A 13,633-nucleotide genomic window follows, 5' to 3' on the forward strand; every position below is an offset into this window, starting at 1 on the left:
TCCAGCCAGCACTGCCGCAGTTTAATCGGTGGATCCGTTGGCCCCAAATTAATGATTGCCCCTGAAGACTCCATGGGTTCAAACGTACCCGTCGTAACCACATCTACTTGGCGGGTGGCTTCAGCAATGCTCAGGCTTTCAAGGCGCGCTTTGAGTTCTGTCAGCGTCCAAACCGTGGCCTTACCCGCCTTAATTTTTTCATTAATTTCAGGAATCGTGCGTTCCACAGGCACTACCGCAGATCCTCAGGGTGGCGAATTTGCCATGTGCCATCGGGAAGCCGTGAGACCTTGCCCCCAAGGCGTTCAATGTTTTCAATCGCTGTTTGCCGCGAGCGATCGCTCACAGCATTGACCAGTGCCCAGATCCAAGCATTGATCTGGGCCATGCGACTGTCGGGATCTCGCCGCAGGGTTTGTGCCAAAGAGCGATAATAGGGTGCTGCATTGCGTGCGTACGGATCGCGATTGAGTTCTGCCCAAGCTGCCGCGCGATCGTAGGAATCTGCTGCCGCTAACCCCTTGCCCAAAAAGAGGAATTCATCCATCGCCCGAAACACCCATGCCAGGTAGGCCGTCGGTTGATAGGTGGGATCCATAGCCACTAAACCCCGATCCATCAAAGCCACAGAGGTTTGCGGCTGTCCTGCATACACCGTAATTGCCGTCGAGAGATAGGGGTAGGTTTGGGCAAAGCGGGGGTCTTTAGCGATAATCACCTCAAAGAAAGCGGGTACCTCGTCGTACCCCGTGACTTGACGGGCAGCAGAATCGCCAAAAAACTGTAGAAATTGCAAAAAGGCCCAGTCTGCAACTAGATTGTCAAAACCAAAGGAGGGTAGATTAGCCAAAAGACGCATTTGGGCAATGGTTTGGGCATTCTGGCGCTCATATTCAGCATCAGTGAATTGTTCTGACGCTTGAGCCTGTAACTGACGTAAGGCATCCTGCTGCATAAAGGCAACAATAGTCAAGGCCAGAGCCGTTAGACCTAGCCCCACAACCTCTGACCAGCGCCAGTGTTGCTTATTCATGGCTCACCTTCAGGCCAGTTAGGGATTTTTGTTGCTTGCTTCTCCCGGTTCAGTAATCCGCTGAAAGAGATACCCCGTTCCTCGTGCCGTCAAAATCAACTCTGGATTACTGGGGTCTTCCTCTAGCTTAGCCCGCAATCGCGAAATGTGGACATCTACTACCCGCGTATCCACATGGCGTTCTGGGGTATAGCCCCACACTTGCTCGAGAATTTCTCCCCGTGAGAAGGGTTCGCCGGAGCGCCCCACTAGCAATTCCAAAAGCATAAATTCCATGCCCGTGAGGCGAATGCGCTCATCTCCTTTATAGACTTGGCGCTTGTTGGTATCAATGCGAATATTCCCCACTTGAATCACCCCGGAACTAGGGATGCCAGAGGTGCTGGTTTTCTCAATGCGTCGCAGCACCGAGCGAATGCGAGCTTCCAACTCCTTGGGGGAAAAGGGCTTGACCACATAATCATCGGCGCCCAGTTCCAGCCCCGTAATGCGATCGGCAACATCGCCAAGGGCAGTGAGCATAATGATGGGGACATCGGATTCTTTGCGCAGTTCTTGACAGACGCCATAGCCATCTAGTTTGGGCATCATTACATCAAGCACCACTAAATCTGGCTGCTCCTGCCGAAAGGTGGTCAGGGCTTCCTCGCCATCGGCGGCAGTGACGACCGTATAGCCAATCATTGACAGCCGAGTTTCTAAAATCCGGCGAATACTCGCTTCATCGTCCACAACGAGTATCTTTTCTTTGTGGTCTTTGTGGCTCTCCAACGTAACGGACACTCCTACTGAATGAGGACAGTAATGGATAGAAATTAAGATATGGATTTTTTATACTTTATCATTTTTTACTGGCCATAGAAAGACTTCCAGCCCTGACAAGGACAGGATTTTGGCGGTTTTTCAAGATTGAAAATCTTTAAGATATTTTAACGCGGTCTTGGCCAACAAAAAAGCGGACACCCCTGCAAGAGCATCCGCTAGGGTATTGATTCACAAGTGGTTAGGGGAAGCGTTCCCTAGTTGCGACGGCTCGGCTGAATCCCTACCAACGAGGGCGAAAGGCTCGACCAAGATTGCTTCACCAAGTCGGCATCGGCTTTGACACTGCCAATGTAGTTGCCCGCTGGCAGCGTGGGGAAGCGTTTGTAGGGCACAACATCTTCACCAAAGTAGCGGCTGTACTCAGGGCTATTCACCATCGTTTCGACAGCAGCCTTGAGGCCTTGATCCGCCAAGATTTTGTTGTATTGGCGAATTTCCGCCTGGGTGGCCGGGGCACGACCGAGGAGGTGACGGAAGAGGAACTCAATTACCTTAGTGTTGGGATAGGGGGTATAGAAGCGGTTGCGATAGATTTCTGAGCTGGCCAGGGTGCGCACAAACTCGCGGACGGTAATTTCACCGTTGCGCAGGCGGCTTTCCAGGTCAGGACGGCGAAACTGACGGGGCACTTGACCACTGAAGACATCCATCACCTGACAGTAGATGGCATTGATCACCAGCTCCACCTCAGCAGGGGGTGCGCCCACCGTCATGCGGAAAATACGAGCGGGACGGCGACGGGTAGTACCAACCCCCACTTCCACCGATTGACCATCTCCGTTACGGAAGGAGCGTCCCAATTCGATAAAACGGGGTTTGCTGGGATCCGCTTGACGCGCTTTGGCCTCTTGCTCGGCGATCGCCCGACTCAAAAGCGGCAGCTTCGTGTTATCAAGGCGGGGTTTTACGGGGGCGAAGCTGGGCACAACAATCGCCTCACTTTGCTTCGTGAGTTGATTGTGCAATTTCTCAGTGTTGGGGAAGTTAGCCGCCGGCAAGGTGGGGAAGCGACGATAGGGCACTGTATCCTCACCAAAGACTTCAGCGTATTCTGCACTACTGACAAGTGCTTGGACAAAAGCCTTTAAGCCTTGGGTGGCGAGGATTTGGTTGTAACGGCGGATTTCCGCTTGATCGAGGGGTGCTCGCCCCAAGAAGTGCTTGGTGCCCAGCTCGATCACCTTGGTGTTGGGATAGGGAGTGTAGAACTCCTTCTGATAGAGTTCCGAACAACCCAAACCCTCAATGAACTCCTTGAGCGTAATCTCACCGTTGCTGAGTTTCGACTCGAGCGCGGTAAATTCATCGCGGACAATGTAGGGTGCAACATCCCGCTCAAAGACCTGACGATAGGCCGCCTGAATCACCAGTTGCAGATTTTGCTTGTCGTTGAGATCCGTGAGCTTAAAGACTTTAGTTTGCTCGCGGCGCTTGCTCACCCCTTGATTGGCACGGAACTGAATGGCCGGTTCTGTCCGCAGTTCGGTTACAGCTCCTAGCTCGACAAAGCGGGGGACTTCTTCTTTTTGAGCCGGTGCACCCGTTTTGCCAATCGTGCCGCTGCGCAATGACCGCATTGCCAAACCTTGGGGTGTAATGTAGCGCTCGTAGGGAACTGTATCTTCACCAAAGGCTTCACCGTACTCTTGGCTGTCGATGATCGCATCCACCAAGCCGTAGAGACCCTTCTTTGAAGCAATGTCAAAGTAGGCATTCATCTCTTGGCGACCATAGGTGGGACGCCCCAAGAGGCGACGGTGAATGTACTCAATCGCTTTGGTGACGTACAAGGGTGTCCAGTAAAGGCTGCGGAAGAGGTTCGATTTAGCCAAAATCCGCACAAATTCACGGACGGAGATTTCACCGTTTTCCAGCTTGATCTCGGCCACTTTTTGCCGCTGTCCTTCATAGACATCGCGACCAAAGACTTGCAGATAAGCCGCACGAATCACCCGCTGGGTCGAACTTTCAGCAAACTTGACACTGTCGCCGCCTGTGGCGATCGAGCGTTTGCCAATACGGGCATTGATGCTAGGAAGCTGATCCAGTTTGAAGACTTTTGGCCCTAGGGTGCCAGGGGCGACCCCCCGCGCTGCTGGATTGCTCACCTGATTGTTGATCCCCGGCCCGCGCGTAATGAGAATACGACGGGTATCTTTGTTGAAGGGCTGGGGGCGAGCACTGGGATTTTTCTTCTCTTTGGGGAAGATGGCACCAAATTGAATTTCTAAGGGATCGTTGCCGGCACCGTAAGGGTGTTGATCTGGCAGGGGTTGATCCTGAGCGGCAAAGGTGGTGATGAATTGCGGTACTTTGCGGAAGGGAGCACTGTATTTGAAAAGATCCTGTTGTGCACCCCAGTTGCGGCATTCTTGAGCCTCTTGACCCAGACCCCGTAGGTAGGGCACTGTCTCTTCCCCAAAGTAATCACTGTATTCCTTGGAATCCACAAGGGCATCCACCAAGGCAGGTAAGCCGCCTTTGGAGATAATGGCAAAGTAGGTCTGCACTTCCTCGCGGCTAGACGGTCCCCGTCCTAAAATGTGGCGGAAGGCCAGCTCTAGGGCACGGCTGTTGATGTAGGGTTCGTAGAAGTTTTTGCGGTACAGGGGTGACTTGGCCAGTTGGCGGATGAACTCCTTCATGGAGATGGAGCCATTTTTTACCTTGGATTCTAAGTCAGAGATACCCAAGCCATAGGCACGAGAGATGTCGCGCTCAAAAATTTGCCGATAGGCGGCTTTGACCACTTCGTTCTTCTCGGCAGGGGATAGCCCCGGCTTCATCACGAATTTGGGACGGCGTTCGGCGGCATTGAAATAAATCTGGGGTAGTTGCAGACCTTGGAGATCGGTAGAGTTGCGCTGCCGCACTTTATCGGAGGGTGCAGGGGCAATAAATTCATTGATCAAGACTTCAAAGTAGGGTTCCACAATGCCCTTGGCTTCGGGGTCTTTTTCAAAGTAGCTAAGAGCCGCCCGCCGCATTTCTTGGAGGGCAGCAATGGTGGCATCGGTGGAGCAAGCAGCCTCAATGATTTCCCGCAAGCCGCGCGTATTCACCGCCAGAATGTTGGGATCGCCAGCCACAATGGCGTAGGTGGTATAGCGCAAGAACCAGTCTAAATCGCGCAGGGATTTTTCCATGCGAGCAGGGCCATAGCGGGCAATGTTGATTGGCTTGAAGCCCACGGGCGCACTGCCACCGGAGGCGCTAAAGATGGAGCGCAATCCCTCTAGGAATCCACCACGGGTGTCCACATAGGTTGCGATTCCCAGTTTCATGGCTTCTTTCATATCAATGGCTTCGCCCCTAGCTCCTGTGGTGAATTGGGGGGTTTCTTCAGTTTGGGGGCGAGAGAGGAAGGCCATAGGGGAACCACCGACAAAGATGCGGTTGGCAGCACGGGACACAATGATGTCGGCGTTGCGAGTAAGGGTGGTGGCAATTTCAAGACGTTTTGCCCCGGAGCGCAGATAAACAGCAAGTTCATCCAGTTCACCCCGATTCAGGAAGCGGTCCTGCTGTTCGGCTTGAATAATTGTTGAAACGGGGACTGTTTGATAAAGTTGCGGGCGGGCAACTGAGCTTCCACCACTTGCTTTGACAACCATGGTTACTAAGAGGCTCCCTTTACTTTGTTAACGCGCTAACTTAGATTAGAACGATTCGGGGATAGCGCGGTCTTTTTTTAAGAAATATGTATAAGAAAGCGGTAAATCTACGGGAAGTGGTCGGCAATTCCGCCGCTATTTATGAATTTTTGTAATATTCCTTGACCCGATGGGTGACGAGGGTCGCCCTCTGCTGGGGAAAGATAGCGCCAATCCTCTAACGCCTACTGCAAATACGAATAACCACGCTGGGTGGCGGTGGCAACACCTAGGGAGGGCACTTTGGGAACTCACCGGCCGGACTACTTTACGCTCCACCTGCTTTCCCTAGAAGTGCTGAAAGAGTTGAGAGGGTTGCAATGGTAAAAATTCATCCTTGAGTTTGAGTTGAACGGTTGTTTCGGGAACAATTTCACCCACAATAGCGGCATAGTCGCCGGCAACGGCACAGAGGTCAGGGGCAAGATCGGCAGCCAGACACAGCACCAGTTCAAAATCTTCGCCGCCGTAAAGAGCCCATGTCAGAGCCTGCTGGCGATCGCTGAGGGGTACTGTGGGAATCTGTTCTGCCCAGAGAACAGCCCCTACGCCACTGGCTTGACAAATTTGCAAGACCGCTGCGGCAAGACCATCGCTACTATCCATGCCGGCAATGCGAGGAGGGCACACTTGCTGACGGAGCCACTGGACAACATCCAAGCGGGGTCGGGGACGTTGATGAGTCTGAATCCACGCTTGCCGCAGTTCCTCAGGCAGAGTGCCTGCCCACTGGGGATGCAAAAGGCACTCTAGGCCAGCACGGGAGGCACCATGAATACCCGTTACAACAATCACATCCCCTACCCGAGCGCGATCGCGATAAATAATTCGTTCCGCAGGGGCACTGCCCAAAACCGTGATGCTGAGACTCAGGACACGGGAACGACAGGTATCGCCACCGATAATACTGGTACCGTAGGCCTGACCACAGGCAGCCATCCCTTGGTAAATACCCTCAATTGTTGCCACAGGACAGTCGGGCGGTGCCGCCAAGCCCACGGTTAGACCCAAGGGCAACGCCCCCATTGCAGCAAGGTCTGACAAGTTGGCCGCCAGCGATCGCCAGCCCACATCGACAGGGGTCATCGTTACCGGAACATCGGCCATGCCTAAACTAAAGTGCACCCCTTCCACCAACACATCTGTACTGACAACCAATTGTTCACCTACTGGCGGCGTTAGAACCGCTGCATCATCGCCAATTAATTCCCTGTGGCAGTAGGGGCGCAGGCGGGCAATCAATTCCAGTTCACCACAGTCGGCGAGGGTAAGCAGCACTAGTCAAATATCCGAAAATAGGGGGGACGAATGGGGGCACCCGGTTCTTTTTCCAGATCGAAATTAATTACATCCCAGCGCTCCTCTTGGCTAGCAGGGGGGCTAAACTCGACAGGCAAGCCGAAGAGGCGCAGCGTTTGCGAACCTGTGGAGCCGCGCCAAAGCGTATTGCGTTCAAGGTGGGCATAGAAAAGGTCACGATAGCGGTCGGCAATAATAACTTTGGTGGCACGGTAGCCTTGGGTGTAGAGGCGATCAAGGGCATCGTGGATTTCAAAGCGAATCCCGTCGGGATGGGTGTGCTGGCGATACCATTCGCCTTCCCAGAGGCGCCAGATGCGACCCGATTGCAGGTGTATCAATTCCCCAGTCTTGGCATCCGCTTCAAAAGGACCGTGGCGCGGGCACAGATACGTATCGGTGAGGGTCAGAGCGGGAATGACTTGCCGACAGTGGGGACAGCGAATTTCAGGACCAAAGATCGGGTAGTGAGAGCCGGATGAGATCATGGATATTTACCACACAGCGGCAGCAAATCCACCGCGATCGCCCTTATTATAACCAGTTGACTTCAGGAGGGAAAAACAAAGCGCCGTTCCTCCTCAAGCGGGTGGCTTAGGCTACCCTTAAGGGGTGGCAGATGCCAAGATAAAGAGATAGGTAAATTGGGATTGAAGCGTCAAGAATGATCCTTGGGGATGAACAACGGGACATTTTGATTATTGGCGGCGGCACCATGGGACTGGCGATCGCCATCGAATTGGCATTGCGGGGGGCGCGACCCACCGTTCTCAGCCGCCAGTTTCGCGAAGCAGCACTCCATGCAGCAGCGGGAATGTTAGCCCCTCAAGCAGAAGGCTTACCGGCAGGCGCCATGTGGAATTTGTGTACGGCGAGCCGCAATCTCTATCCCAGTTGGATTGACAAGCTCGAGCAACTGACGGGCATGGATGCCGGCTACTGGCCCTGTGGAATTTTGGCCCCAGTGACCGATGCAGGGCAGCGCGATCGCACCCACCCTATGGAACCCGACAGCCGCTGGTTAGATGCGTCTGAACTTGTGAACTATCAGTCGGGTTTTGGGGAGAGTGTGCTAGGGGCTTGGTGGTTTCCCCAAGATGGGCAGGTGAATACGTGTAACTTAGCCAAGGTTTTGGTGAGCGCTGCTCGAGTTCTTGGCGTCGAAGTAATTGAAGGTATTACTGTTCAGCGGTTTCAGCGAACCCCCCAAGGGAACATTACAGCGTTAGAGAGCGATCGTGGGCGTTGGTCTGCAGGCCTCTACATTCTCGCCACCGGTGCATGGGCACAAAGCCTCCTGCCCTTACCCGTCACCCCCCGCAAGGGACAGATGTTGGCACTGAAGCCGTCGGGTCAACCCCTGCTGAATCATGTGATCTTCGGCGATCAGCTCTATCTTGTGCCGCGCCGCTCTGGCAAACTGGTGGTGGGTGCCACCAGTGAAGATGTCGGTTTTCAAGAGGGAACCACGGTTGCTGGCCTGCAAGCACTCCTGAATCGGGCAACTGCCATGATTCCAGAGTTGGCGCGTTACGAGGTAATTGATACGTGGTGGGGCTATCGTCCAGCAACCCCCGATGACTTGCCCATTTTGGGAGAAGGGCCAGCAGCTAATCTTTACCTAGCAACGGGGCATTACCGTAATGGGATTTTGCTTGCTCCGATTACGGCGAAGCTGATGGCCAATTTAATTTTGCACCAGACGAGCGATCGCCACCTCAAAGCCTTTTCATGGCAGCGATTTAATCTCCAACCAAGATCAGACAATCTCTGCTCATAACCCCATACTCTATTTTTAGATTTTTTTGAAATCGTCTCTAGGCTGCTTGATACGAATTTAGGTTGCTACTGCAACTGGCTTGACAAGTGGCAAGGGGAAGTCATGAAAGTGCCGTTGACACTGGAAATTCTGAAGACAGAAGCGCAGACGTTCGCCGGCATCGAGAGCGGACATTGTATGGCGTTACTAGTGGGAAAGCAGTTGGTACGTATTTCAAGCACAAGTTTAAGTCTTACCTCTGCGAAAACTATGAATTTGAAAGACTGAGATGGCGATGCGCGACCAAAAACAACGCAAAGCCGAATTTGGGGATTTTCAAACACCCATCAGCTTAGCTAGGGAAGTCTGTTCCCTTATCGCTCGGACTGGTTTTTGTCCCGCTTCGATTCTCGAACCCACATGCGGGACAGGTTCATTTCTCAAAGCATCTTTAGAAACATTCCCAGAGGTATCGCGTGTTCTTGGCTTTGAGATCAATCCACAATACGTGATGCAAGCGCAGCATGCTGTCGCACGCACATTTCCTCATACATCTGTTGAAGTTCACCAGTCTGATTTTTTTCTCACGAGTTGGTCTGAGATTGTCGAAGCGTTGCCCGAGCCAATTCTTGTTATAGGCAATCCCCCTTGGGTGACGAATGCAGCGTTGAGTACTTGGGGCAGTAACAATCTTCCAATGAAATCAAACCTCGACAATCTCCTTGGCATTGATGCGCTCACCGGCAAGAGCAATTTCGACATCTCGGAATGGATGCTTAGAAAGAATCTCGAATGGCTTAATGCTAGAAACGGCTTGCTTGCAATGCTTTGTAAGACGACAGTAGCACGTAAGGTGCTTTTGTACGCTTGGCAAAATAGGTTACGGATCGAGTCGGCGTCAGTTTATATCCTTAGTGCAAAAGAGTACTTTAGGGCTTCCGTTGACGCTTGCCTTCTACTAGTTCAAAGCAATCCAACTGGCAACAGTAAAGAATGCCAAGTTTTTCGTTCTCTTCATGCACAACGACCGGATAGCGTGTTTGGTTTGCAAGATGGATTGCTTGTGGCTGATGTCAAATCATATCTGCAATGGAAAGACCTCACAGGGACAGGCTTTAGGGGTTGGCGGTCAGGAATAAAGCATGATTGCAGCAACGTCTTTGAGCTGCGCGTTGAGCGCGGAAATCTTGTAAACGGCATAGGAGAGTTTGTTGACATCGAAAAGGAAGTGCTCTTTCCCCTCTTAAAAGGCTCAGATTTAGCAGCCCATAAGCAACCACATCGTTGGATGCTCGTTCCCCAAAAAAACCTCAATGATGATCCAAGCTACCTCAAGGATCGTGCACCAAAGGCATGGAAGTATCTTACTGAACATGCGGAACTTCTAGATCAACGCAAGAGTTCTATATACAGAAAACGCCCCCGCTTTTCGGTCTTTGGGGTGGGTTCATATTCGTTTTCGCCTTGGAAGATCGCGATCGCTGCTCTATACAAACAACTGAATTTTGTCAAAGTCTCCCCTTTTGGGGAAACTCCTGTAGTTCTCGACGATACCTGCTACTTTTTGCCCTGTCAATTTGAAGAAGAATGCGACCTATTCTATGAGTTGGTAAACTCTGAGCCTGCTCAACAATTTTGGTTATCCTTGATTTTTTGGGATACAAAGCGACCAATTACAGCAGAACTCCTGAACTTGCTTGATCTGACGGCTCTTGCACGCCTCCTAGGTAAAGAGTCAGAACTGTTGAAGTTTTCCCATTCGGCGGTTGCTTATGGTAATACAAAGGCGGGTGATAAACAACTTGTCAACTAGACATCGTTCAAAAAAAATACCTAGTACTAGCCCCAGAAGCCCAAGTAGTTTCTCCAAACCAAATTGGAGAACAGTGCTCAACCAAGTGCTACTTTGTTTCTCTATCGCACTTGTTGTTTGGTTGTGAAGTTCCTCTAGTCTTTATGCAGTTACCAACTCAGGATTAGGGCGTTTGCTATTGCGGATACCGGCGATCGCGGCAGCGTAATCAGGGGCGTTAAAGACGGCTGAACCGGCCACGACGGCATTGGCACCCGCTTCAAGAACTTGCCAAGTATTGTCCACTTTGAGACCGCCATCCACTTCAATCCATGGATCTAGGCCACGCTCTTCACACAGTTGCCGTAGCCGTCGAATTTTCGGCAGCACTGCTGGAATAAACTTCTGGCCACCAAAGCCGGGATTGACACTCATAATCAGGACAAGGTCGCAGACATCGAGAACATACTCAATGAGGTCAAGAGGGCTAGAGGGATTGAGCACGACCCCCGCCTGTTTGCCCAGTTCACGGATTTGACAGAGGGTGCGATGGAGGTGAGGCGAGGCATTGTGTTCGGCATGGACGGAGATAATATCTGCACCGGCCTTGGCAAAATCAGCGACGTATTTTTCTGGCTCGACAATCATTAAGTGCACATCGAGGGGCTTTTGGGTCAAGGGGCGAATCGCCTCAACAATCAATGGCCCAATCGTGATATTAGGAACAAAGCGACCATCCATCACATCCACATGAATCCAGTCGGCTCCCGCCCGATCCACTGCTTGGATTTCCTCACCCAGACGACTAAAGTCAGCAGAGAGGATGGAAGGGGCAATCACGACGGGCTTAGCACTCATGATCGATTGATTCCGTAAATAACGTTACAGTTGTTTTTCAGTGTACCGAGCGATTGCCACCACGGCAACTGTTCAAGGCAAAGACCAGTTTGGTAACTGCCTATGCATAGCCACTAAGGGCCAACAGTACACTTTATAGTAGGCATAGTAGGCAACAAAGAGCACGTCTGTACCACCAGACCATCATCCAAGATGAGACATCCGATGTTGAAACAGCCCGCCACCATCATCACCATTGCAACCGGATTCCTGGCCTCAGCAATGAGCGGCTGTGGTCTTATGGTTACTGAAACAGAAATAACGGAGCAGCCCAGTGCTCCCCCTGTCTCAGCTCCGACAACCCCGGAACCCAGCGAACCCAGTACTGCTGGATCTGCGGTTGCCGCCTTAACCCCACCCACCAACCCCAAAACCTACATTGAGGGACTGGCAAATATTGGTCGTCAGAATCCTTTTGAGCCTGTTCCGCAACCAGATACTGGTGGCGTTAAGAATGGCGGCAATGGTGGCACAGTTGAAGGGGGGGGCAATGGCCCCTCTAGAACAGCGGGCAATGGTGCAGGCACTGGTGGTACCACCAACCGACCTGTGCCCCCTCCGCCACCGCCTCCTCCCGTTGATGCCCAAGCTGTGCAGGTTTTTGGTGTGGCTGCAGTGAATGGTCGTCTCCAAGCAATTATTCGCTCACCAAAGGAAAATGTTACCCGGACTGTTCAGGTGGGGGATACAATCGCCGGCAATGTGATTGTGCGTTCTATTGATGCCTACGACACCACACCCGCAGTGATTTTGGAGCAATTTGGTCAAACGGTGCGGCTCACTGTTGGCCAACCCACCACTGCTCAAGGGGAAACTCCACCCGCCATTTAAGGCTAACTGTGGATACGGGGCAAGGGGTAGGGTGTGCTGAGGATCTCACTTTCAAGGGCAGCCAACTGCTGCAATCGCTCTTGCACCACCTCTTGACCAAAGGATTCATAGGCCAAGTACCAATAGGTGCCATAGTGGCGTGCCTCAGAGGTTACTAGGCTAGCGAAGAACTCCGCTAGTTCCCGATCTGGGCAGTGCTGAGCCAACAGTTGCAATCGTTCATGGCTGCGGGCTTCAATCAACGCGCAGACCAATAGGGTATCCAAGAAGCGCTGGGGTTCCTGCTGACGGACAGCGGCATTCAAGCGAGAGGCGTAAGGGGGCGCACTCAGGGGCGCAAGGGCAATGTGACGGCGTTCTAGTTGTTGATTGACTTGGCGAAAATGCTCTAGTTCCTCTTGGGCGATATCGGTGAGGGCATCCACCAAGGGCTTGTGGGAGGGATAGCGAAACATGAGATTGATGGCGACGCCAGCAGCCTTGCGCTCACAGTGGGAGTGATCAAGCAAAATTGTATCCAAGTGAGCGATCGCCTGCTCCACCCACTCAAAACGGGTAGGTTGGACAAGAAACTTAATGCGAACAGGCATCTCAATCACGGTGGCGCTGGACAGTGAGCACAGAACAGGGGGCATTGTGGAGCACATAGTTGCTGACACTGCCGAGGAAAAATTCACTCAAGCCCTTGAGACCCCGCCGCCCCAGCACAATCAAATCGCTTTCCCAATCTTTGGCCAAATCACAAATCGCACGACCGGCATCTCCCAAGGCTTGCGTAAATTCTGTGGACACGCCCTTTTCAGTGGCAATTTGGGTCAAATTGCGCAGCATATCCAAGCCTTTTTGCTCAAAGTTTTCCCACTGCTCGGCATAGGCACGCATCACCTCCTCATGGAGTCCAACATACACACCCGAAGCCAAAGGGGTGCTAAAAATCGGGTCTGGATAGGATTCACTAGTGGGCGAGAGGACATGAATCAGCATCATGCGAGCTTGGTAGTGCTGTGCCAAATCCAGCGCCGTTTGAAAAACCTGTTCTCCCAGTTCACTGTCATCCACAGCAACGAGAATTTTTTTATACATACTGCCCTCCAAATGCCCTGCGGTTTGCCTACAGCCTTTTTCACAGCTATTGAGCATCACTGAGAGCTGTTTGCCCCCATTCCTAAAAGCTGCGTATGCCTCGTGAACTGCATAAAAAAGGCTGTATTTATAGCTTAGAGGATTCCTAGAGGGCTTAAGTCTAATATTTGTAACATAAATTACTTTTGTGCAATGGTAATCGCCATCAATCCCCCGAGAAGGGGGTAGTGCGTCCCCCGCTGAAAGCCCGCTTTTTGAATCAGGTCACAGAGGCTAGGGGGGGTGGGACAGGCCTGAATGCTTGGCCATAGATAGTTGTACCCCGCTGCCAAGCCGTATTGACGTGCGGTGGGCACTACCCACTGTTGCAAATACCATTGTTGAAATTGCTGTAGTGCTGGTGCTTGCGGATGACTAAAGTCGAGGATGGCTGCTCGCCCACCGGCAACAAGCAGCCGAAA

The 13,633-nt window shown here is 52.3% G+C and carries 13 protein-coding genes; 3 read left to right on the forward strand and 10 right to left on the reverse strand.

What is annotated here, in order from left to right:
- The 6 genes from P3X23_RS09985 to P3X23_RS10010 form a co-directional block, all read right to left on the reverse strand.
- On the reverse strand, window positions 1-227 hold a 227-nt coding region (locus P3X23_RS09985), incomplete at its 3' end, for a homocysteine biosynthesis protein (protein ID WP_300876191.1).
- A gap of 5 nt (window positions 228-232) precedes the next feature.
- Window positions 233-1,033, reverse strand: a complete 801-nt coding sequence (locus P3X23_RS09990; protein ID WP_300876163.1) for a hypothetical protein — start codon at window positions 1,031-1,033, stop codon at window positions 233-235.
- 18 nt (window positions 1,034-1,051) lie between these two features.
- On the reverse strand, window positions 1,052-1,816 hold the full coding sequence (rpaB, locus tag P3X23_RS09995) for a response regulator transcription factor RpaB (protein ID WP_300876165.1): 765 nt from the start codon (window positions 1,814-1,816) through the stop codon (window positions 1,052-1,054).
- Window positions 1,817-2,052: 236 nt separating this feature from the next.
- A complete protein-coding gene (locus tag P3X23_RS10000) occupies window positions 2,053-5,472 on the reverse strand; it encodes a phycobilisome rod-core linker polypeptide (protein WP_300876167.1) in 3,420 nt (1,139 codons plus the stop codon).
- A 327-nt stretch (window positions 5,473-5,799) separates the two neighbouring features.
- Window positions 5,800-6,789 carry a thiamine-phosphate kinase gene (gene thiL, locus P3X23_RS10005; protein WP_300876169.1) on the reverse strand — a complete coding sequence of 330 codons (990 nt, stop codon included), beginning with the start codon at window positions 6,787-6,789 and terminating at the stop codon, window positions 5,800-5,802.
- Window positions 6,789-7,298 (reverse strand): TIGR02652 family protein, encoded by a 510-nt coding sequence (locus P3X23_RS10010; protein WP_300876171.1) that lies wholly within the window; start codon window positions 7,296-7,298, stop codon window positions 6,789-6,791. Before P3X23_RS10010 ends, thiL begins: the two co-directional genes overlap by 1 nt.
- 176 nt (window positions 7,299-7,474) lie before the next feature.
- Between P3X23_RS10010 and thiO the strand changes: the two genes are divergently transcribed.
- Both thiO and P3X23_RS10020 read left to right on the forward strand, forming a co-directional pair.
- A complete protein-coding gene (gene thiO / locus P3X23_RS10015; RefSeq protein WP_300876173.1) occupies window positions 7,475-8,590 on the forward strand; it encodes a glycine oxidase ThiO in 1,116 nt (371 codons plus the stop codon).
- A gap of 268 nt (window positions 8,591-8,858) precedes the next feature.
- Complete coding sequence (locus P3X23_RS10020; protein WP_300876175.1) at window positions 8,859-10,382, forward strand: SAM-dependent methyltransferase; 1,524 nt, start codon at window positions 8,859-8,861, stop codon at window positions 10,380-10,382.
- 141 nt (window positions 10,383-10,523) lie between these two features.
- Here the strand turns inward: P3X23_RS10020 and rpe are convergent, their stop codons facing one another.
- The gene (rpe, locus tag P3X23_RS10025; protein ID WP_300876178.1) at window positions 10,524-11,219 is read right to left on the reverse strand and encodes a ribulose-phosphate 3-epimerase; all 696 of its coding nucleotides are present in this window, start codon (window positions 11,217-11,219) and stop codon (window positions 10,524-10,526) included.
- 204 nt (window positions 11,220-11,423) lie between these two features.
- Between rpe and P3X23_RS10030 the strand changes: the two genes are divergently transcribed.
- Entirely contained in the window at window positions 11,424-12,089 is a 666-nt protein-coding gene (locus P3X23_RS10030; protein ID WP_300876181.1) for a hypothetical protein, read from the forward strand.
- A 2-nt stretch (window positions 12,090-12,091) separates the two neighbouring features.
- On the opposite strand, the gene P3X23_RS10035 is transcribed toward P3X23_RS10030, so the two are convergent.
- From P3X23_RS10035 to P3X23_RS10045, 3 genes are all read right to left on the reverse strand, one after another.
- Entirely contained in the window at window positions 12,092-12,679 is a 588-nt protein-coding gene (locus tag P3X23_RS10035; protein WP_300876183.1) for a tRNA isopentenyl-2-thiomethyl-A-37 hydroxylase MiaE, read from the reverse strand.
- A gap of 1 nt (window position 12,680) precedes the next feature.
- Complete coding sequence (locus P3X23_RS10040) at window positions 12,681-13,172, reverse strand: universal stress protein (protein WP_300876185.1); 492 nt, start codon at window positions 13,170-13,172, stop codon at window positions 12,681-12,683.
- Between the two features lie 179 nt (window positions 13,173-13,351).
- On the reverse strand, window positions 13,352-13,633 hold a 282-nt coding region (locus P3X23_RS10045; RefSeq protein ID WP_300876188.1), incomplete at its 5' end, for a class I SAM-dependent methyltransferase.

Source organism: Thermosynechococcus sp. Uc (genome assembly GCF_029335995.1).
Lineage (GTDB): Bacteria > Cyanobacteriota > Cyanobacteriia > Thermosynechococcales > Thermosynechococcaceae > Thermosynechococcus.

Excerpts from the sequence above, each read along its gene's own strand:
- P3X23_RS10000 (WP_300876167.1), bottom strand. The coding sequence starts at position 5,472 with ATGGTTGTCAAAGCAAGTGGTGGAAGCTCAGTTGCCCGCCCGCAACTT.
- P3X23_RS10020 (WP_300876175.1), top strand. The coding sequence starts at position 8,859 with ATGGCGATGCGCGACCAAAAACAACGCAAAGCCGAATTTGGGGATTTT.
- P3X23_RS10010 (WP_300876171.1), bottom strand. The coding sequence starts at position 7,298 with ATGATCTCATCCGGCTCTCACTACCCGATCTTTGGTCCTGAAATTCGC.
- P3X23_RS10040 (WP_300876185.1), bottom strand. The coding sequence starts at position 13,172 with ATGTATAAAAAAATTCTCGTTGCTGTGGATGACAGTGAACTGGGAGAA.
- P3X23_RS10035 (WP_300876183.1), bottom strand. The coding sequence starts at position 12,679 with ATGCCTGTTCGCATTAAGTTTCTTGTCCAACCTACCCGTTTTGAGTGG.
- P3X23_RS10030 (WP_300876181.1), top strand. The coding sequence starts at position 11,424 with ATGTTGAAACAGCCCGCCACCATCATCACCATTGCAACCGGATTCCTG.
- rpe (WP_300876178.1), bottom strand. The coding sequence starts at position 11,219 with ATGAGTGCTAAGCCCGTCGTGATTGCCCCTTCCATCCTCTCTGCTGAC.
- thiO (WP_300876173.1), top strand. The coding sequence starts at position 7,475 with ATGATCCTTGGGGATGAACAACGGGACATTTTGATTATTGGCGGCGGC.
- P3X23_RS09990 (WP_300876163.1), bottom strand. The coding sequence starts at position 1,033 with ATGAATAAGCAACACTGGCGCTGGTCAGAGGTTGTGGGGCTAGGTCTA.